This window comes from Paracoccus sp. FO-3 (genome assembly GCF_006386455.1).
GTDB classification, from domain to species: domain Bacteria; phylum Pseudomonadota; class Alphaproteobacteria; order Rhodobacterales; family Rhodobacteraceae; genus Paracoccus; species Paracoccus versutus.
On sequence record NZ_VCBQ01000029.1, the window covers coordinates 14795 to 33813 of the forward strand.

Consider the following 19019-nt stretch of genomic DNA (forward strand, 5'->3'; position numbering starts at 1 on the left):
CGCGGGCGGATGACCTGTCCGGCCCCTGGAGGCCGGGCGCGAGGGGAGAATCGAAAAAGCCCGCCGTCTGGCGGGCTTCCTGTCGGTAGAGGAAAGGATCAGGCTTTGCGGCCTTGCTTTTCCTTTTCGGCCGAGGCCCGCAGCGCCTCCCGCGCGGCCGCCCAGTCCTCGGCGCTCATGTCCGAGAGATCGGCGAAGGTCGAGGGAGCCGCCAGATGGTGGCCACCATCCACCGCGACCGTGGCGCCGTTGATATAGGTGCAGGCGTCCGACATCAGGAAGGCGGTCAGGTTGCGCAATTCGTGCATCTCGCCGAAGCGGCGCAGCGGCACCTTTTCCTTTTGCGTCGCGCCGACCGACGAGCCGGGGATCGGGTTCAGCTTTTCCCAGGCGTTCGGGGTCGGGAACGGGCCCGGCGCGATGGCGTTCAGGCGGATGTTCTTCGGCCCCCATTCGACCGCCAGCGACATGGTCATCGCCTGAATCGCCGCCTTGGACATTGCCGAGGGCGTGACGAAGGCCGAGCCGGTCCAGACCCAGGTCACCAGGTTCGACAGCACGGTGCCCGGCAGTCCACCGGCGATCCAGCGCTTGCCGCAGGCCAGCGTGGCGTAGAACGAACCGTCCATGACCGTCTGGGTGATCGCCTGATAGCCGCGCGGGCTGAGCGACTCGGTGGGCGCGATGAAATTCGCCGCCGCATTGTTGACCAGCCCGGTCAGCGGCCCGCTTTCCCAGATCTTCGCCACGGTCGCATCGACGCTTTCCGGATCGCGGACATTCGTGATCAGATAGTCCGCCGCGCCGCCTTCCGCCGCGATGGTCCTGCATGCCTCGGCAAGCACGTCCTCGCGCCGGCCGCAGATGAAGACATGGGCGCCGAGTGCGGAAAAGCCGCGCGACATTTCCAGCCCCAGGCCGGTGCCGCCGCCCGTGACCAGGATGCGCTTGCCCGCCAGCAGGTCGGGCTTGTAGGGGCTTTGCGCGCGGATCTCAGAATTTGACATGAGCGGCTCCTTTCAGACCCAGCATCGCGCGAGCTTCGTCCGGGGTGGCGGTTTCGATCGACAGTTCGTTCAGGATACGGGTGATCTTCTCGACCTGTTCGGCGTTCGACTTGGCCAACTCGCCCTTGGCGATATAGATGCTGTCCTCCAGCCCGACGCGCACATGGCCGCCCAGCGTGGCGTTGGTCACGGCCATCGGCATCTGGTGGCGTCCCGCCGCCAATACCGACATCACATACTGGTCGCCGAACAGGCGGTCGGCGGTGCGGCGCATATGCAGCAGATGCTCGGTTTCGGCGGCGATCCCGCCGAGGATGCCGAATACGCCCTGCACGAACAGCGGCCCATCGACCAGCCCGCGATCCAGGAAATGCGCCAGATTGTAGAGATGGCCGACATCGTAGCATTCATATTCGAAGCGCGTGCCCTGTTCGGACAGGGCGCGGATACCGCGCTCGATCTGGGTGAAGGTGTTCGACAGGATGAAATCCTTCGTCATCTCCAGATAGGGGCGTTCCCAGTCGTGCTGGAACTCCTTGATCTTGGCCGCAGCGCCCGAGATGTTGAAGTTCAGCGAGCCCATGTTCATCGAGGCGAGTTCGGGCGCGAAGGCCAGCGCCGGGGCCAGCCGGTCCTCGAGCGACATGCCAAGGCCGCCGCCGGTGGTGATGTTGACCACCGCGTCGCAATTGTCGCGGATGCGCGGCAGGAAGCGGGCATAGTCCTCGGGCTTTTGCGAGGGGGCGCCGGTGCCTTCGACGCGGGCGTGCAGGTGCAGGATCGCCGCGCCGGCGCGGGCGGCGTCGATGGCCTGGGTGCCGATGGTCTCGGCGCTGACCGGCAGGTAGGGGCTCATCGTCGGGGTGTGAATCGAGCCTGTGATGGCGCAACTCACGATAACCTTCCTGGATGGTTGCAAGGCTTCCTCCTCCTCAAGGATCACGCGGGCACCGGCGCATCTGGCAATGGCCGCCGCCTTTGGCGCATATTGTTTGCTTCATTATGATATTGTAATGAACAATATCTGTAAAGCGGCGTGCGTGGCGCGGGCGCAAAAAAAATCTGTTGCCAATAAATATACGCTAGCATATCGTATCCATGCTAAATTCACGGCAGGGCAAAGGATTGTCCGCCGGGCTCATCCTGTATTACGGCCATCGGAGGAGAAACCAATGTCCAGCACAACCAAGACCGCCATCGTCACCGGTGGCGGGCAGGGAATCGGGCGTGCCATCACCCTGCGCCTCGCCAAGGAAGGTTATAACGTCGCCATCTTCGATCTGAAGCCCGAACTGGCCGAGGAAACCGCCACCGAGGCCCGCGCCAATGGCGTCGAGGTCAAGATCTATGGCCTGGACGTGGCGGACGAGGCTGCGGTCAATGCCGCGGTCGCCGATGTCGAGGCGAATGTCGGCCCGATCTGGGTGCTGGTGAACAATGCCGGCTGGGACAAGCCGGCGATGTTCCTGCAAACCGACAGCGATCTCTGGGACAAGATCATCGCCATCAACCTGCGCGGCCCGTTGAACACGCACAAGGCGGTTTGCCCGCATATGGTCGGCCGCAAGGGCGGCCGGGTCATCAACATCGCCTCCGATGCGGCCCGCGTCGGCACCTCGACCGAGGCGGTCTATTCCGCCTGCAAGGGCGGCGTGATCGCTTTCACCAAATCCATGGCGCGGGAACTGGCGCGCAGCAACGTGCTGCTAAACGCGGTTTGCCCAGGGCCGACCAACACGCCGATGATGGCCTCGGTGCTGGGCACGGGCGAGGATGCGGTGAAATGGAAGGACGCCATGGTGCGCGGCATTCCGCTGCGCCGCATGGGCGAGCCCGAGGATTATGCCGGCATTGTCGCCTTCCTGGCGTCCGATGACGCGGCCTTCATCACCGGCCAGACCGTTTCGGTCTCGGGCGGCATGAACATGATCTGACCGGCCACCCGATGCTTGACGAGCCGAATCCGGTCGAGGCCGAAGAGGCGGACAACCCGCCTCCAGGTTTCATACTGCTGGCGGAGAGTTCCGAATCCGAGCGGCTGACGGGGCCGTATTACGTGCGCCTGGACAAGGATGCGCCGGCGATCGGCTTTCGGGTCCGGCGCCGTCATCTCAACCGCGCCGGCATGTGCCATGGCGGGGTTCTGGCGACGCTGGCCGACATGAACATCACGCCGATCAGCCGCAGCCAGGATCTTGGCGAAGTCAATCCGACGATCTCGATGACGCTGGATTACTTTGCACCGGTAGTGCTGGGCCAATGGGTCGAGGCGCAACCCGACATCCTGCGCCGCACCCGCAACATCCTGTTCAGCCGCTGCGTGCTGACCGCGGATGGGGTGCCTTCGGTGAACGCTAGCGTGGTTTATCGCATTGGCCGCCCACGCGGCGCGGGCAAAGGCGACACATCCACCTGACCGCGGCCCGCCGACTTGTCATCGGTCCGTTTTGAGAGGCCGAGCGCGAGCGATACGATCCAGCAGCAGGTTGCAAGAGCAAGAGGCGGGCCGAGCGCGATAGCTCGGCCCGCCAGGCCGTTTGCCGGACAATGCCTAGAGCCGGACGAGCTGCTTGCCGTTGTTGCGCCCCGACATCATCCGCAGGAACGCCTCGGGAGCCGCGCCGATGCCGTCCAGGATGTCCTCGCGGAATTGCAGATGCCCTTGGCGATGCCATTTCAACAGATGGGCAAAGGCCTCGTCACGGCGATGCCACCAGTCAAAGACGACCAGCCCCTGAACCGTCGCGCGGGTTACGATCAGCCGGGCGCTGGAGCGCAGGCCGATATCTTCGGATGCGGGCTTGTCGATGACGGCGATGCGCCCGACGATGGCGACGCGTGCGAAATTGGCGAGATTGGCCAGAACCGCATCGTGGATCGATCCGCCGGTATTGTCGAAGAAGACATCGACGCCCTCGGGGCAGGCCTCGGCGACCGCGACCGCCAGATCGGGTGCGGTGCGATAGTTGATCCCGGCATCGAAGCCGATCGAGCGGCAATAATCCAGCTTGTCGTCGCTGCCGGCGATGGCGACCACCCGCGCGCCCATCAGCCGGGCGATCTGGCCCGCAATCTGCCCGACCGCGCCCGAGGCGGCCGAGACCACCACCGTGTCGCCCGGCTTGGGGCGGCCGATTTCGAACAGGCCGATATAGGCGGTCAAACCCGGCATCCCCAACCATGAGAGCGCGGCCTGCGGCGGTGTGCCGGGCAGCACACGGTTGGCGGCGGCGGTGCCGCCCTGGTCGGGTGCGATCACCGCATATTCCTGCCAGCCGAAGTTCATCGACTCGACCAGATCGCCCACCTTCCAGCCGGGATGGTTCGAGACGACGACCTCGCCCACCCCGCCGCCATGCATGATCTCGCCCGGACGAACGCCGGCGGCGTAGTTCGTCGCCGGGCTGATGCGCCCGCGCATATAGGGGTCCATGGACAGCCACCGCGTGCGGACCAGGATCTGGCCCGGGCCGGGCTCGGGAACCGGAGTTTCGAGCAGCCGGAAATTCTCGGCCCGCGCCGGCCCTTCGGGATGGCTGTCCAGCACCCAGCCGCGGTTGGTTTTCATGCTGCTTTTCCTCCGGTGAATGTCTACAGGAAGCCGCGTTGTCGGGCCACGCGCTCAAGATTGCCGGTGCCCTGCATCAGGATCTGGCTGCGGTTCTCCAGCTCGATCGCGGCGGCGAGGCTGCCGGCTTCCAGATTGGCCCAGATGCCGCGCTTGGTCAGCCAGGTATTCAACCGGCCGTTCTCGGCAATGGTTTCGGCAAGCTCGAAGGCGGCCGGCAACAGGCCCTCGGCGGTGGTGGTCAGGTGCACCAGCCCGATGCGGCCGGCTTCCTCGGCACCGACCATGCGGCCGGTCAGCATCATCTCGAAGGCGCGCGAGGTGCCGATGGCGCGCGGCAGCAGGTAGCTGACGCCGATGTCGCAGCTGGTCATTCCGACCTTGATGAAGGCCGCATTGAATTTCGCCCGGTCCGAGCAGATGCGCAGGTCGCAACCCAGCGCCAAGCCCAGCCCGGCGCCGCAGGCCGGACCATTGACCGCGGCGATCACCGGCTGGCGCAGCGCCCGCAGCCGCGTGACCAGCCCGGCGAAATGCTCCTGGCGGCCTGTCCAATGCGCGGCGGTTTCGACCGCATCGCCGCGGGTTTCATCCGCGGCCCCCAGATCGAACCCCGCGCAGAAGCCGCGCCCCGCGCCGGTGACGATGACGGCGCTGGCTTCCGAGGCGCCGACCCGGTCGAGCGCGGCGAAGAACGCATCGACCGCAGCGTCGTCGAAGGCATTCAGCCGCTCGGGACGGTTCAGCCGGATGACGGCTACCTGCGGATTGGTATCGTCCACGAGGACGGGGTCTTGCAGCATGCTCGCCTCTTGCACCGGCTTCGGGGTTTGTTTTGAAGAGTATGATAATCGTGCAAACAAATAGCAAGCCCTGCCGCTGCATGGGCCGATTTCTGCCCGCGCCGACCCTCTGCAACGAAGAACCGCAGGCCGGGCCAGCCGGCGCATTCCCGGCCGCTTGGCGAGGGGCGGGCCTGCATTCCTGGGCCGGGGCAATTCGCCCCAGAGGGGTTGTTCGCGCTGCTCTGGCCAAGCGTTTACCAGAATGTGCCGCATCATGAATGCGGCACAATTGTCCTTGCATCGGTCCGGTCAGGATCACGAAGCGCTGCCGAGCTTGCACTCCGGGTTCGGGTTTCCGGCCACCTTTTCCCAGGGAACGATGGTCTGAACGGCGAGGTCGGGTTTTCCGTCCGTCATCACGACCTGGGAAATCACCACGGGACGCAGCAGTTGGTGGTCTTCGGCCCGGATCGTCAGTTCTCCCAGCAGCGACCGGAAGGTCAGGCCGGGAAGGGCGGAAGCGATGTTCGCGGCCTGGAGGCTTCCGGCCTTTTGTGCGGCCGCCTGGGCCGCCTGCACCGCGATATATTGATCGGCCGCGACATAATCGGGAATCGCGTTGAACTTGTCCGCATAGCGGTCCGCGAATGTCCTGCTGTCCTCGGTCGGGAAGTCGGCAAGCCAGCCGAAGGTCTGGTAGTTCCCGACCACGTTGTCCGCCTGGCCGCCCAGTGTCGTGCGGGTGATATAGCTATGGCCCAGGATGATGTCGTATTTCTGGTCCAGCTTGAATTGGCGCTGTTGCTTGGCAAAACTGATCGCATCCGACCCGAAGGTCGAGATGAACAGCCCCTTGGAGGGCGAGGCCGCCAGTTGGGTGATCGAGGTGCCGAAATCGCTCGTTCCCAGCGGTGCATAGGCGACATGGCCGATCGAAGCGCCATGTGCGGCCGCCATCTTCTGGAAGGATTCCGAGGCATTGCGGCCGGTCGTGTAATCGGCGGCAAGGATGTCCCAGGAGATCGGGCCCTGCTCGGCGATCATCTGGTCATAGGCGCTCAGCACCAGATGGTCGGTGGTGGCGATATGGAAGTAGTTCTTGCGGCAATGCTCGCCGGTCAGGGATGCGGCTTGCGCAAAGCCGTCCAGCACGGCGACGTTCAGGGCCTCGGCCCGCGCAGCAAGGATGATCGAGGTGGACGAAGGCATCATGCCGGTGATGACCTGCACCCTGTCCTCTTTGGCCAGCCGGGACGCGGCTTGCAATGCCGTTTCCGGCGTGCCCGCATAGGTCGCGCGGCGGATCTCGATCCGGGGCGCGCCCGGGGCGCGGTTTTCATTCAGGTCGGTTTCGGCAAGTTCCAGCGCCCTGACATGGCCTTCGTAGAATCCGGCAAGCGGGCCGGTGTCGATCAGCAGGGCGCCGATCTTCAGCACCTCTTCGGCGCGCACCTCGGGCGGCGCCAGAATTGCCGTTCCGGCCAGGGCCAGCGCGGCCAAAAAACGTTTGCTCATTATATCCTCCCAGTTTTGATGAGCTTTCCGCAGGCTGTCGAGAGGCTAGTGAACGCTTCGTTTTTGCTCTGCCCAGAAGCGTTCGCGCAGATGCCCCTTCTGGATCTTGCCCGCCGCCGACATGGGCATTTCCTCCAGAATCTCGACCGAGCGGGGGCATTTGTAATTGGCGATGCGGCTGTGGCTGTGGGCGATCAGCTCGCTTTCGCCGGCGGTCTGGCCGGGCTTCAGCACGACGACCGCATGGACAGCCTCGCCCCAGCGTGGATCGGGGCGGCCGATGACGGCGCATTCCTGCACGGCGGGATGCGAGCGGATGGCGTTCTCGACCTCGACCGAATAGACATTCTCGCCGCCCGAGACGATCATGTCCTTCAGGCGATCTACGACGGTGATATAGCCGTCCTCGTCCATCACGGCGACGTCGCCGGTATGAAGCCAGCCGTCGCGGATCGCCTCGCCGGTGGCCTTGGGGTTGTTCCAATAACCTTTCATCACGTTGAGGCCGCGCACCACCACCTCGCCCGACACCCCGGCCGGGACTTCGTTGCCATCGGGGTCGACCAGCTTGAAATGCGCGCCATAGACGCTGCGCCCGGTGGCCCGGCGCTTGTTGGCGGAGCCTTCGCCGAAGTGCGCCGCCCAGGGCAGGCTTGTCAGGATCCCGGCCACCTCGGTCTGGCCATAGCCCTGGATGAATTCCCAGGTCGGCAGCTTTTGGATCATCAGTTCGATCAGCACGTCGGGGATGGGCGATCCGCCATAGATGCACTTCCCCATGCTGGTCAGGTCATAGCGGTCGAATTCCGGGTGATGCAGCATCATGTTGATCATGGTCGGCACGAAGGTCGATGCATTGACCTTGTGCCTTTCGATCACGGCCATGGTGGGAACGGGATCGAATTTGGGCTCGATCACATGGCAGCCTCCGGCGACCGAGATGGCGACCAGCGGCATGGTAGAAATGATGTGGAAGAACCCGCAGATATGCAGATAGCGCGTCGCATCGGTATAGCCGCAGGACGAAAGCAGAAACAGCCCGGCAAGGAACACGTTGGTATGGGTCAGCGTGACCCCCTTGGGGTGGCCGGTCGTTCCGCCGGTGTACATGACCCCCCAGACGTCGTCGCCGGACCCGTGATGCTCATCGACCGGGGGATGGAGCTGAAGCTCGGATTCCAGTTCAAGGAAACCCTCGGGGCAGGGGGCCTCGCCGATGAAGATGCCCCGCAGCCCAGGATTGTTCGCGATCAGCCGGCGCGCCATGTCCAGGAAGGCGTCGTCCACCACCAGGATCGGCGGGCCGCAATCCTTGATGGCGCGGTCAAGCTCGTCCAGCGACCAGCGGGTGTTCAGCGGCACGATGGCACCGCCCATCCAAGGAACCGAATAGAGCAGTTCGAAATAGCGGTCGTTGTTCAGCGCCAGCACCGCCACCCGGTCGCCCGGCCTGACGCCGAGCGCGGTGAACATGCCCGCCTGGAGGCGGACGCGGCGGACCAGCTCCTTCCAGGTGGTGATCCTGTCGCCGTGGATCGCCGCGGGCGCGGCAGAGTGCAGTTTTTCGCAGTTATGCAATACCGATGTCATGCGCATCGCTTGTTCTCCCATGCTGCCTGTGCCGTCATTCTGGCAATGCGCGTTCAAGAATGGCGTCGAACTTGATGTCGGCGGGCAAGGCGCCGAAGCAGGTGCCGCCCTCGCGGCAAAGCCTGGTGCGCAGGAAGGCCTCGGACACCGCCTCGGGGGCGTGGCGCAGCAGCAGGCTGGCCTGCAAGGCGATCGCCATCCTTTCCGCCAGATGGCGCGCCGTCAGGTCCGACAGTTCGGAATCCCGCACCCGCTCGGCCAGGTCGCGGATTTCCGCGTCAAGCGGTGCGCTCTCGCCCTTGACCCGGTTCAGCTCGGCAAAGAACGCCTCGCCCGACTCGGGCTCGCGCCGGAAGGCGCGCAAGATGTCCAAGCTGATGACATTGCCGGGGCCTTCCCAGATGCCGTTCAGCGGGCTTTCCCGGAAATAGCGGGCGATCGGCGATTCCTCGATGTAGCCTGCGCCCCCATGTGTATCCATGCATTCATGGACAAAGGGCACGACGCGCTTGTTGATCCAGTATTTGCCGACCGCCACCGAAATCCGGCCGAACGCGCGTTCGTGCGGATCGTGCGCGTGACCGTCGAAGGATTCGGCCACCCGCATCATCAGGGTGGTCGCCGCTTCGGATTCGATGGCCAGGTCGGCCAGCACGTTGCGCATCAGGGGCTGGTCCACGAGACGGCGCTGGAAGGCCGAGCGGTGGCGGGTGTGGTGGATCGACTGCGTCAACGCCATGCGCATGATGCCAGCGGGAATGAAGCCGCAGCCCAGTCGGGTGTGGCGCATGAACTCCATCACCGTGGGAATGCCGCGGCCCTCCTCTCCGACCATCCAGCCATGGGTGTTTTCGAACTCAAGCTCGGTCGAGGCGTTCGAGCGGTTGCCCATCTTCTCCTTCAGCCGTTCCAGCTGGATCGGGTTGCGGCTGCCGTCGGGCAACCAGCGGGGGACGAGAAAGCAGGACGGCCCCTTTTCGGCCTGCGCTACGACGAAGATCACGTCGGCCCCTGCGGCCGAACAGAACCACTTGTGCCCGCGGATCAGGTATTCCCGGCCCGGCCCCGGCTCCCCGACAGGGGTGGCAAAGGTCGAGTTGCGGCGGATGTCCGAGCCGCCCTGCTTTTCGGTCGAGGTAAAGGCGATGGTCACGCCGGTCTTTTCCCAATGCGGGATCGGCCGCGGATCATAGTCCTGGGACAGCATCAGCGGCACCCATTGCTCGGCCAAGTCCGGCTGATGCATGCGCAGCATCGGAATGACGCCATAAGTGATGTCGATGGGGCACAGCACCCCGCATTCAAGCTGGGCGAACATCAGCTCGGCCGCGCTGCGCGCGACATGGGCGCCGGGCCGGGTTTCCCGCGCCGCAAGGGCGTGCAGGTCGTGCTGGAAGGCCATGCCGATGATGTCGTGATAGGCCGGGTGGAACTCGACCGTATCGACGCGCCTGCCGAACCGGTCGAAACGCTTTAGCTCGGGCGTCACCCGGTTCGCCAACTCGGCGCGCTCCATCCAGGCGGGGTCATAGATCTTGGCCCCGAGGCTGGTCAGGTTGGCCTCGGCCCAGCTGGCGCGGCCGCGCCGGACTGCTTCCTTCAGGGCGATGTCGTTTTCAAACGCGTTGAGCCCTTCCAGCGGCCCGGACTGGTTTTCGACGCTGTGGGTCCGCAATTCGGTGCGGGGCTGCAGATATGCCATTCTTGATCCATTTCTTCCTGTGGTGATGGGGCAGGGGGCGCGACTGATCCGGCGTTAGTCCCGTGCCTCGACTGCGAACGCATAGGGGGCGAAAGCATGCTTGAAGGCCCGGCGTTGTCCGTCGTCGCGAAGCACCGCGGCCAGGCCGCTGACCAGCGCAACGGGCCGCTTGTTGAGCGCGTCGATCCTGATTTGCGGCGAAACGCCGGGAAAGAGGTGCTGCAACTCATCCGCAACTGCGTCCTTGATCGCGCGGTGGCGCAGGGCGGGCTTGTCCAGCTTGCCCGCCCCGGTGATCGGCAGGCGGTCGAGGATCGAGATCCGGCAGGGCACGGCTGCGCGCTCGGTGATATGGGCGGCGGCGACGGCCATCAACTCGTCCTCGGTTGCGCTGCATCCTTTCCGCAACTGCACGAAGGCCATGGGCTTTTCCCCAAGCCGGGGATCGGGATAGCCGATGCCCACCGGAATCAGCACGGCGGGGTGTTTTTGCAGCGCCTCCTCGATCACCTTAGGGTCGATATTGGCCCCGCCCCGGATGATGAGATCCTTTTCGCGGCCGTGGATCCACACATAGCCGTCCTCATCGACGGTCCCGAGGTCGCCGGTAATGCCCCAGACCTGTTGTCCGGGGGCGTCCGTGACGAAAAGTTCATCCGCGCCGTCGCCGTGGTAGCCTTCGCCGACGCAGGCGCCCCGGACGACAAGCACGCCCTGCTCGCCCGGCGCGCATTCGCCACGAAAGCGACTTCCGTCCAGCTTGAACGCCTTGACCTCATGCCAGGGGTGCGCCCGCCCGGTCGAGCCCAGCCGGGGCATCTTGCCGTCGTCGGGATGGCCGCAGACCACGCCGTGGAATTCGGTCATGCCCCAGACCTCGCGCAGATAGATGCCGAACTTGGCGTGGAAGCCGTGGAGCAGTTCGACCGGGATAGTGGCGCCGCCGCAGGCGAAGGTCTGGATGCTGCCGTGGCCTTTTTCGGCATCCGGCAGGTTCATGAAGGCCGCGGCGCTGGTCGGAGTGGCGATGACGTTGGTCAGGCCGAATGTCTTGGCGATCTGCCAGAAGCGCGCGACGATCTGGCTGTTGCGATAGCCGTCGGGCGACATCAGGACCAACGTCTGCCCATAGATCAGCGCCCGCAGCGCTGCACAGACTAGCCCGCCGACGTGGAAATGCGGCATCCCCTGGCCCACGACGTCCTCGCGCGCGCTGCCCATCAGCGCGCCCATCATCCAGGCGTTCAGCAGGGTCTTGATATGGGTGTGCCGGACCAGCTTGGGCGCACCCGTGGTGCCGCCGGTCGGCATCAGCGTGCATTCGTCATTGCCGCCGCGCCGGGGCAGTCTGGCGAAGCGGGTGCGGTCCACGTCCGCAAGGGCGCGTTCCAGCGACCGGGGGTCGTTCGGATCGCCGATCAGGAACACTGCCCGCAGGTCCGGCGCCGCCGCCAGCAGTTCGTCAAGCTGATCCCAGACGCCCTGTCCCAGGGCGGATGTCGCGCAGACGAGAATATCGGTTCCCGCCGCCTTCAACAGGGCCGCGACGCCCACGGGGGCAAGGAAGGGATTTACCGGATTGACCAAGCCGACCGACTGCGCGCCCCAGGTCGCGGCCATGGCCAGGGGGTGCAGCGGGGCGATCACCGAGACCACTGGCGGGCGGCTGCCGCCATCCGGATTGGCCGACTGGTGAAACAGCACCGCCGCCCTTTCGATCTGGTCCAGATGCTCGGCATAGCTGACGGGAATGGCCTCTGCGGTCTCGGCACCCGGCATGAAGATGATCGCGGGCTTCTTCGGCTCGACAGCCGCCGCCGCGGCGATGCAGCCGTGGATGCTGTCGTCGGGCAGCATGCTGGCCGGGTCCATCGCTTCCAGCTTCAGCCGGTCCTCGACGGTGCGCAGCCGCATGCGGTGGATCGCCGGGCCGGCATCGGCCCGGTCGATCCGCTCCCCTGTCGTCAATCCGGAATCGCGCATGCAGGTTCCTCCTCTGTCCCTGACCGGAAGCTAGTTCCGAGCCGGGTTGCGACCGCCACCCACGTGGGTGGGGAAAAGATAAATTTCGTGTTCTATGCTTTCGGGCAGGAGGAGCAGGCCGATGAAGCAGCATCAAGGCACGGTGCAAGGGCCGGCGGCCGGGGAGCCCGCCGCCGCCCGGACGGATCACGACAACTTTGTCGATGCGCCGCCCGATTTCCGGTTCCCCGTCGTCAGAACCCGGCTGATGGCCGATCTGGCCGGCCGCGCCCTGCAAAGGCCCTGCGGGCTGGCCACGGTCGAGACGCTGCTGTCGCCGCACGGCTGGGGAAAGACGGTGATCCTGGCCGAGGTCTTCCGGGCATGGCGCCGGGACGCGGGCCTGCCGGGGGTCTGGCTGGGATTGGGCTATCTGGACGACGACCTGGACACGGTCATCCTGCAGCTGTCGCGGCAGATCGCGGCATGGGTGCCCGGTATGGCGCCGGGCCTGACCGCGGAACACGGCCCAATCTACGGCGTGCAGGATCAGATCCTGCGGCCACTGCTGGAAAACGTGCCGCTGCCCTTCCTGATCTGCATCGACAATATCGACAATTGCACCGAATCGCTGGCCCCCGGTGCGCTGGATGCGCTGTTCGACACCGCGCCGCCGGGCGTCCACTTCCTGCTGACCTCGAACCGCAGCCTGGGCTATGATCGGGTGGAGGCGATGATGCGCGGCGCCTTGCGCGAACATGGCACGACCGAGCTGGCCTTTGCCGATGCCGAGGCATGCGAGATGCTGGGCAGGACGGTGCAGGCGCTGGGGCCCGAGGTATTGCCCGCGCTTCTGGAACGCGCCGAGGGCTGGGCCGCCGGGCTGCGGCTGGTCGCCATGCTGCTGGACGCGCCCGCGGGCGGGGCGGGGATGCTCAGCCGGTTTTCCGGCGCGGCACCGGGCCTGCGCGACTGGTTCGATCGCAAGGTCCTGGCGGCGATGCCGCCGCAGATGCACCGCTTCCTCCTGTTCGCCTCGCTTCTGCCCAGTTTCGAACCGGGGCAGGTCGGCAAGGTGATCGGCGCGGGCGATGTCCAGAAGCATATGGACAGCATGCTTGCGCAGGGCATGTTCATCGTGCCGGTGGCGGGCCGGTGCAATCGCTTCCGCATGCATCAGCTGCTGCGCGACAGGCTGCGGGCCGAGGCCGAACAGACCGTTCCCGAGCCCGAGCGGACGGCCTTCTGCCGGGAGATGGCTCAGCTGGCAGCGGAGGACCGGCTGTGGGACGAGGCGATCTCCGCGGCCCGCAGCTCCCGCAGCGACGGCCTGATCGCACAGGTTCTGGAACGGGCGGCGCCCAGCCTGGTGCGCGACATGTGCCGGATGCGCTATTTCGTCGAGGTGGTGGACGAGTTGATCGCGGCCGGGGTGCCGCTGGGCTTCGAGACCCGTTATTGGCATGTCTTCGCCCTGACCTTCTATCTGCGCCATGCTTCGGCCGGCCGCCATCTGGAGCAGCTGCGCAGCGTCGCCTGCGGCGGCGACGCAGGCGGCTGCAGCCTTGTGCACCGGATCGAGCATCTTTCGGTGGCGCTGGCCTTCCTGCGTGACGATCTGCCGCTGGCCGGGCGGCACGCGCGGCAATGGCTTGAATCCGGCCATGACAAGGATCCGTTCGATCACGCCTGGGTCCTGTCGGTCATGGCGGCCTATCACCTGACGGCCTATCGCTTTGCCGAGACACGGGATTGCCTGTGGCGGGCCCGGGGCTTGGCGCATGAGGTGCGCTCACCCTATCTGACCGGCTGGTGCGACCTGATCCTGGGCGCCAGCTATCTTTACGAAGGCAATGTCTTTCGCGCGCGCGAGATCATAGACCAGGCACTGGCGCGGGCCGAGCGGGCACTGGGGGCGGATGCCGACCTGTGTGACCTCATCAGCTCGGTGGCGTCGAAATGCGCCGTCGAAGCGGGCGATCATGAGAAGGCGCGCGATCTGCTGGCCCGGGCCTTGCGCAGCATGCACAAGCACGGGAATGTCGGAACCAGCATGTGCGCCGTCGATGCCGCGTTGCAGCTTTGGGACGGGGACGAGCACGATCCGGTCTTTCTCCGGCTGAAATCCGTGGTGCCGCGCTATTCGTTCCGGCTTCGGCTGATGTTCTCCTGTTATCTGATCCGCCGGCTGGTTTCGCTCGGGCGGGTGGCTGACGCGCAGGCCGAGGCGGCGGCGATCGGCCTGGATCTGGCCGAGGGTCGTGTCAGGCTCGCGGGAGGGGAACTGCTGCCCCGCACCCGCGACATCATCGCCATGACCGCGATCGAATTGTTGCTGGGCATCGGCGATTCCGGCACCGCCCGCAAGCTGGCCGAGCGCGAGCGGGAGGCGGCCGAGCATGACGGCCGCGCCCTGCGCCAAGCCCGGCTTGAACTGGTGCTGATGGCGCTGGCGCGGCAGCGCGGCGACGACGCCGAGGCGGCGAACCGGCTGCGGACGGCGCTGCTGCTGGCGCGCCGCCGCCAGATGGTCGAGGCGTTCCGGCGGCACAGGCCGGACATCGACGCCTTGTTGGCCAGCCGGGCTTTCGGGGCCGAGCATTTTCCGAACCCCGACGACCGCGCCTTTCTGTCGCGCTTGCTGGCGCACCTGGGCATTGAAGAGCCCGGCAGCAGCACGGAATCTCCGCGGCCTGCGGATGCTGGCGTGCCGCTGACGGGACGCGAGCGGGAATTGATGCGGCTGGTCCAGTCGGGACTGAGCAACCCCGAGATCTGCGAGATCATGAATCTTAGCCGGAACACCGTCAAATGGCATCTCAAGAACATTTTCATCAAGCTCAATGTCCCGAACCGTACCGTCGCGGCCATGGTCTATTCCGAATGAACTGCGCTATTGATGGCAAGGCGGCGCGTGGCCGGCTCGATGGATGCGAATTCCTGGATCGGGGGCGCCGGTGTGATGGAACAGGTTGGTCTGGGATCAACCCGCTGCGAGGAGCTTCCCTGTGACCGACTTTTCTGGCCTGGAATTTCCGTTTGCCGAGCCGCCCGCCTATGGCGAGGTGCAGCCGATTGCGGAGGGGCTGTTGTGGGTCCGGATCCCGCTTCCCTATCTGCTGGACCATGTGAACGTGTTCCTGCTTCAGGATCATGACGGATGGGCGGTGGTGGACACGGGCATCCGCACGCCGGAAGCACTTGCCGTCTGGCGGTCCCTGCTCGCCGGTCCGCTGTCGGGGCTGCGGATCAGCCGGGTGGTCATCACGCATTACCATCCCGACCATATCGGTCTGGCCGGCTGGTTCCATGAACAGCATGGCGCCCAGCTTCTGACCAGCCTCAGCAGCTATGCGCTGGCTCAGCTGATCTCGCATGGGCGCAGCGAGCAGGCGGTGCGGCAGAACTTCGATTTCTTCCTGCGGCATGGAATGACCGCGGAAACCGCTGGTCTGGTCGCGATCCAAGGCAAGGAATACCTTCTGCGGGTTGCGCCCCTGCCCATGACCTTCCAGCGACTGGTCCATGGCGACAGCCTGGCCATCGGCGGCCGCAACTTTCGCGTCCTGACCGGGGACGGGCATGCGCCGGAACAGGTCATGCTGTATTGCGCCGAGGAAAGGCTGTTCCTGGCCGCCGACCAGGTGCTGGAAAAGATCAGCCCGAACATCAGTGTCGAGGCGATCGAACCGACCAGCGATCCGCTGGGGCATTTCCTGCGCAGCCTGCGGCTGATCGAGACCGAGATTCCGGACGACGTCCTGGTGCTGCCCGGGCATCGCCGCCCGTTCCGGGGGCTGCATGCCCGCTGCCGCGAATTGATTCGGCACCATGAAAACCGCTGCGATATCATCCTTGCTGCTTGCGCCGACCGCCCGCATTCGGCGGCCGAGCTGATCCCCATGCTGTTCCATCGCCAGCTCGACCCCCACCAGATGGGCTTCGCCTTCACCGAGACTCTCGCCCATGCCAACCGGCTGATCCGCCGCGGCCAGCTCGCCATCGTCGAAGAGCACGGCCGGAGCCTGCTGACCCTTGTGCGGTGACGCGCGAAGCCCGCGCGCAGGCCGTTAAGCATCAGCCCGGCTTGCATCCGCTGCGCGCGATCAGCCGTTCGGGCCGGCCCGCTGGGAAATCGCGGATTGCGGATCGTGACCAGGAAAAGTTCTTGCTTTCGGCGCTGAATATGGGAAGCTTCATAATAATATTATAGCTTAGAATAAGCCATGGCGGACTGGGGAGAGAGGTCCGGGAGGGGGAAACGTGAAACGTCTTGAAGGCCGAAGGGCAATCATCACCGGCGCGGGCAGCGGGATCGGCCGGGCCAGCGCGCTGCGGTTCGCGGCCGAGGGCGCGCTCGTGCTCGCCGCGGGCCGGCGCGAGGCTCCGTTGCAGGAAACCGCGGACCTGGTGCGCGCCGCAGGCGGCACCTGCATCGCCCATGTCGCGGACGCCGGCGACGAGGCTGCCGTCCAGGCCGCCATCGACCGCTGCGTCCAGGATCTGGGCGGGCTGGAGATCTTCTTCGCCAATGCCGGCAACACCGATTCCGTCACGCTTTTCACCGAACAGACCGTGGAACAATGGCAAGGCATGTTCCGCGACAACGTGATCCCGGCCTTCATCGCCTGCAAGCTCGCGGGCCGTTACATGGCCGCGCATGGCGGCGGGTCGATCATCCTGAACTCCTCGACCGGCTCGCTGCGGGCGCGGGGCGGGACCGAGGCCTATGGCGCGGCCAAGGCTGCGGTGAACCACCTGACGATGACGGCAGCCTGCGCCTTTGCCGGCCAGAAGGTGCGGGTGAACGCGATCCTGCCCGGCCTGACCGAGACGGGCCTGACCAAGCCCATGTTCGACTGGGCGCGCAATGCGGGCAAGGAGGACCGGCTGGGCAAGCTTACCCCGCTGCAGCGGCCGGGTCATGTCGATGACATGGCCGCCGTCGCAGCTTTCCTGGCCTCGGACGATTCGTCCTATATGGACGGCCAGCTGCTGCCGGTGGACGGGGGAATTTCCGCCACCCATCCGGCCGGAAAGTTCGTTTACTGAAACCGCCCCGGCGCTGCGCCCCACGCAAGCCGGGCGCAACCCGGTCTTCAGCGCGGCACAGAACGCTTGACGCGGCCGAATTTGCTATGCTTGGATATAGTAGTCGAGCGTATCATTTGCGGGAATCGCCAAACCGACATCCGCGCCGATTCCCCGGCAAGAGGAGGAAACCATGTCCGACGGATTCGATCTCGCGGCGCATGCCCGGGCCATGCGGACGGCTGGCTGGTGGCAGGACAGGACCTTCGACGATCTGCTGGAATCGGCGATCGCCGCAGCGCCGCTGAAAAAGGCCGTGGTCGCCTATCGCAAGGACCGGGGCTTCGACATTCCCGCCAAGGTGATGACCTATGCCGAACTGGGCGATGCGGTGGCGCAGGCGGCGGGATCGCTGCGGGCGCTGGGCATCGGCCGGGGCGACGTGATCGGGCTCATGCTGCCGAACTGGTGGGAATTCGTGGTCGCCGCCTTTGCCGCCTGCCGGATCGGCGCGGTGCCCAATCCGCTGATGCCCATCTTTCGCGAACGCGAATTGCGCTTCATGCTGGGCTTTGCCGAGACGAGGGCGATCCTGATCCCGAAAAGCTTTCGCGGCCACGACTTTCCGCAGATGATCGAGCGGCTGAGGCCCGAGCTTTCCGCGTTGCAGCATGTGATCGTCGTTGATGGCGACGGTCCGCAGTCCTTCGACCGGATCGTCATGAACTCCGGCGCCGCGCCGGTTCCGGCGGCCGCGGGCACGCCCGCCGACCCGGGCGAGATGGCGTTGCTGATGTATACCTCGGGCACCACCGGCGAGCCCAAGGGCGTGATGCATTGCTTCAACACCCAGGTCGCCTGCGTCACCGCGCTGGGCAACCGCCTCGGTCTGACGCCAGAGGACGTGCATTTCGCCGTCGCGCCCTTCGGGCACATGACCGGCTATACCGCGATGATGCTGCAGGGCATCCATTGCGGCGGCACGCTGGTGCTTCAGGACGTCTGGGAGCCCGAGGCCGGCGTCGCGATCATGGCCCGAGAGGGCGCAACCCATATGGCGGCCGCGACGCCCTTCCTGTCCGACATCTGCAACGTGATCGCCAAGGGCGGGCCGGTGCCGGGGCTGCGCACCTTCCTGTGCGGCGGCGCGCAGATCCCGCCCGTGGTCATCGAGCGCGCGCGGCAGATGATGAATCTGGGCGTGTCCTCGCTGTGGGGCATGTCCGAAAGCCTGGCGGGCAGCCTGACCGAACCGGAACGCGCGCAGGAAAAATCCGCCACCACCGACGGCCGCGCGGTCGAGGGGGTCGAACTGCTGATCGCCGACGCGGACTTGAACCCCCTGCCGCAGGGCGAGACCGGGCGGCTCTGGTTCCGCGGCGCGCAGCAGTTCCTGGGCTATTACAAGCGGCCGGGACTGGACGGCCGCGGGCCGGAAGGCTGGTTCGATACCGGCGACCTCGCCTATATGGACCCCGAGGGCTATATCCGCATCAACGGCCGGTCCAAGGACATCGTGATTCGCGGCGGCGAGAATATCCCGGTGGTCGAGATCGAGGCGATCCTCTATCGCCACCCCCGCGTCACCGATGCCGCGATCGTCGGCTATCCCGACCGGCGCATGGGCGAGCGGGCCTGCGCCTTCCTTGTGCTGGCCGACCGTGCGCCCTTTACCATGGAAGACTTGCGCGCCTGGATGGAAGGCAGCGGGGCGGCGAGGCAATACTGGCCCGAAGCGGTGGAGATCATCGAGACGATGCCCCGCAATGCCGCCGGCAAGATCCAGAAATTCCTGCTGAAGGAACAAGCGGCCAAATATGCCGCCATTTGAAACGCGCGCGGCGGGGGCGCCCTGATCC

At 65.8% G+C, this 19019-nt stretch carries 14 protein-coding genes; 6 read left to right on the top strand and 8 right to left on the bottom strand.

The genetic code is table 11. From position 1 onward, the window contains the following. Positions 1-98: 98 nt before the first annotated feature. Together FE811_RS10235 and FE811_RS10240 are read right to left on the bottom strand one after the other, a co-directional pair. Complete coding sequence (locus FE811_RS10235; protein ID WP_140847433.1) at positions 99-1007, bottom strand: SDR family oxidoreductase; 909 nt, start codon at positions 1005-1007, stop codon at positions 99-101. Beyond that, a complete protein-coding gene (locus tag FE811_RS10240; RefSeq protein WP_140847436.1) occupies positions 994-1902 on the bottom strand; it encodes a 3-keto-5-aminohexanoate cleavage protein in 909 nt (302 codons plus the stop codon). Before FE811_RS10240 ends, FE811_RS10235 begins: the two co-directional genes overlap by 14 nt. A gap of 277 nt (positions 1903-2179) precedes the next feature. Here FE811_RS10240 and FE811_RS10245 point away from each other — a divergent pair, with 277 nt between their 5' ends. Together FE811_RS10245 and FE811_RS10250 are read left to right on the top strand one after the other, a co-directional pair. After that, positions 2180-2941 carry a glucose 1-dehydrogenase gene (locus tag FE811_RS10245; RefSeq protein WP_140847438.1) on the top strand — a complete coding sequence of 254 codons (762 nt, stop codon included), beginning with the start codon at positions 2180-2182 and terminating at the stop codon, positions 2939-2941. 11 nt (positions 2942-2952) lie between these two features. After that, a complete protein-coding gene (locus tag FE811_RS10250; protein WP_140847441.1) occupies positions 2953-3423 on the top strand; it encodes a PaaI family thioesterase in 471 nt (156 codons plus the stop codon). A 135-nt stretch (positions 3424-3558) separates the two neighbouring features. Here FE811_RS10250 and FE811_RS10255 read toward each other — a convergent pair whose 3' ends face one another. The 6 genes from FE811_RS10255 to FE811_RS10280 all read right to left on the bottom strand — a co-directional run bounded on the left by FE811_RS10255 (position 3559) and on the right by FE811_RS10280 (position 12150). Next, entirely contained in the window at positions 3559-4575 is a 1017-nt protein-coding gene (locus FE811_RS10255) for an NADP-dependent oxidoreductase (protein ID WP_140847444.1), read from the bottom strand. Positions 4576-4598: 23 nt separating this feature from the next. Further along, positions 4599-5378, bottom strand: a complete 780-nt coding sequence (locus tag FE811_RS10260; protein WP_181180847.1) for an enoyl-CoA hydratase-related protein — start codon at positions 5376-5378, stop codon at positions 4599-4601. A gap of 297 nt (positions 5379-5675) precedes the next feature. Then, positions 5676-6875, bottom strand: a complete 1200-nt coding sequence (locus tag FE811_RS10265; protein ID WP_140847450.1) for an ABC transporter substrate-binding protein — start codon at positions 6873-6875, stop codon at positions 5676-5678. Positions 6876-6920: 45 nt separating this feature from the next. Continuing rightward, positions 6921-8465, bottom strand: coding sequence for an AMP-binding protein (locus FE811_RS10270; RefSeq protein WP_255469706.1), 1545 nt, complete (start codon positions 8463-8465; stop codon positions 6921-6923). Positions 8466-8499: 34 nt separating this feature from the next. Beyond that, positions 8500-10167 (bottom strand): acyl-CoA dehydrogenase family protein, encoded by a 1668-nt coding sequence (locus tag FE811_RS10275; RefSeq protein WP_140847456.1) that lies wholly within the window; start codon positions 10165-10167, stop codon positions 8500-8502. 54 nt (positions 10168-10221) lie between these two features. After that, the gene (locus tag FE811_RS10280; RefSeq protein ID WP_140847459.1) at positions 10222-12150 is read right to left on the bottom strand and encodes an AMP-binding protein; all 1929 of its coding nucleotides are present in this window, start codon (positions 12148-12150) and stop codon (positions 10222-10224) included. A gap of 121 nt (positions 12151-12271) precedes the next feature. Between FE811_RS10280 and FE811_RS10285 the strand changes: the two genes are divergently transcribed. The 4 genes from FE811_RS10285 to FE811_RS10300 all read left to right on the top strand — a co-directional run bounded on the left by FE811_RS10285 (position 12272) and on the right by FE811_RS10300 (position 18991). Further along, positions 12272-15016 (top strand): LuxR C-terminal-related transcriptional regulator, encoded by a 2745-nt coding sequence (locus FE811_RS10285; RefSeq protein WP_140847462.1) that lies wholly within the window; start codon positions 12272-12274, stop codon positions 15014-15016. 121 nt (positions 15017-15137) lie between these two features. Next, positions 15138-16175: an MBL fold metallo-hydrolase gene (locus tag FE811_RS10290; RefSeq protein ID WP_255469707.1), complete on the top strand. Its 1038-nt coding sequence runs from the start codon at positions 15138-15140 to the stop codon at positions 16173-16175. A 217-nt stretch (positions 16176-16392) separates the two neighbouring features. Further along, positions 16393-17181, top strand: a complete 789-nt coding sequence (locus FE811_RS10295; protein ID WP_140847466.1) for an SDR family NAD(P)-dependent oxidoreductase — start codon at positions 16393-16395, stop codon at positions 17179-17181. A gap of 172 nt (positions 17182-17353) precedes the next feature. After that, entirely contained in the window at positions 17354-18991 is a 1638-nt protein-coding gene (locus FE811_RS10300; RefSeq protein ID WP_140847469.1) for an AMP-binding protein, read from the top strand. The last annotated feature ends 28 nt before the right edge of the window (positions 18992-19019 follow it).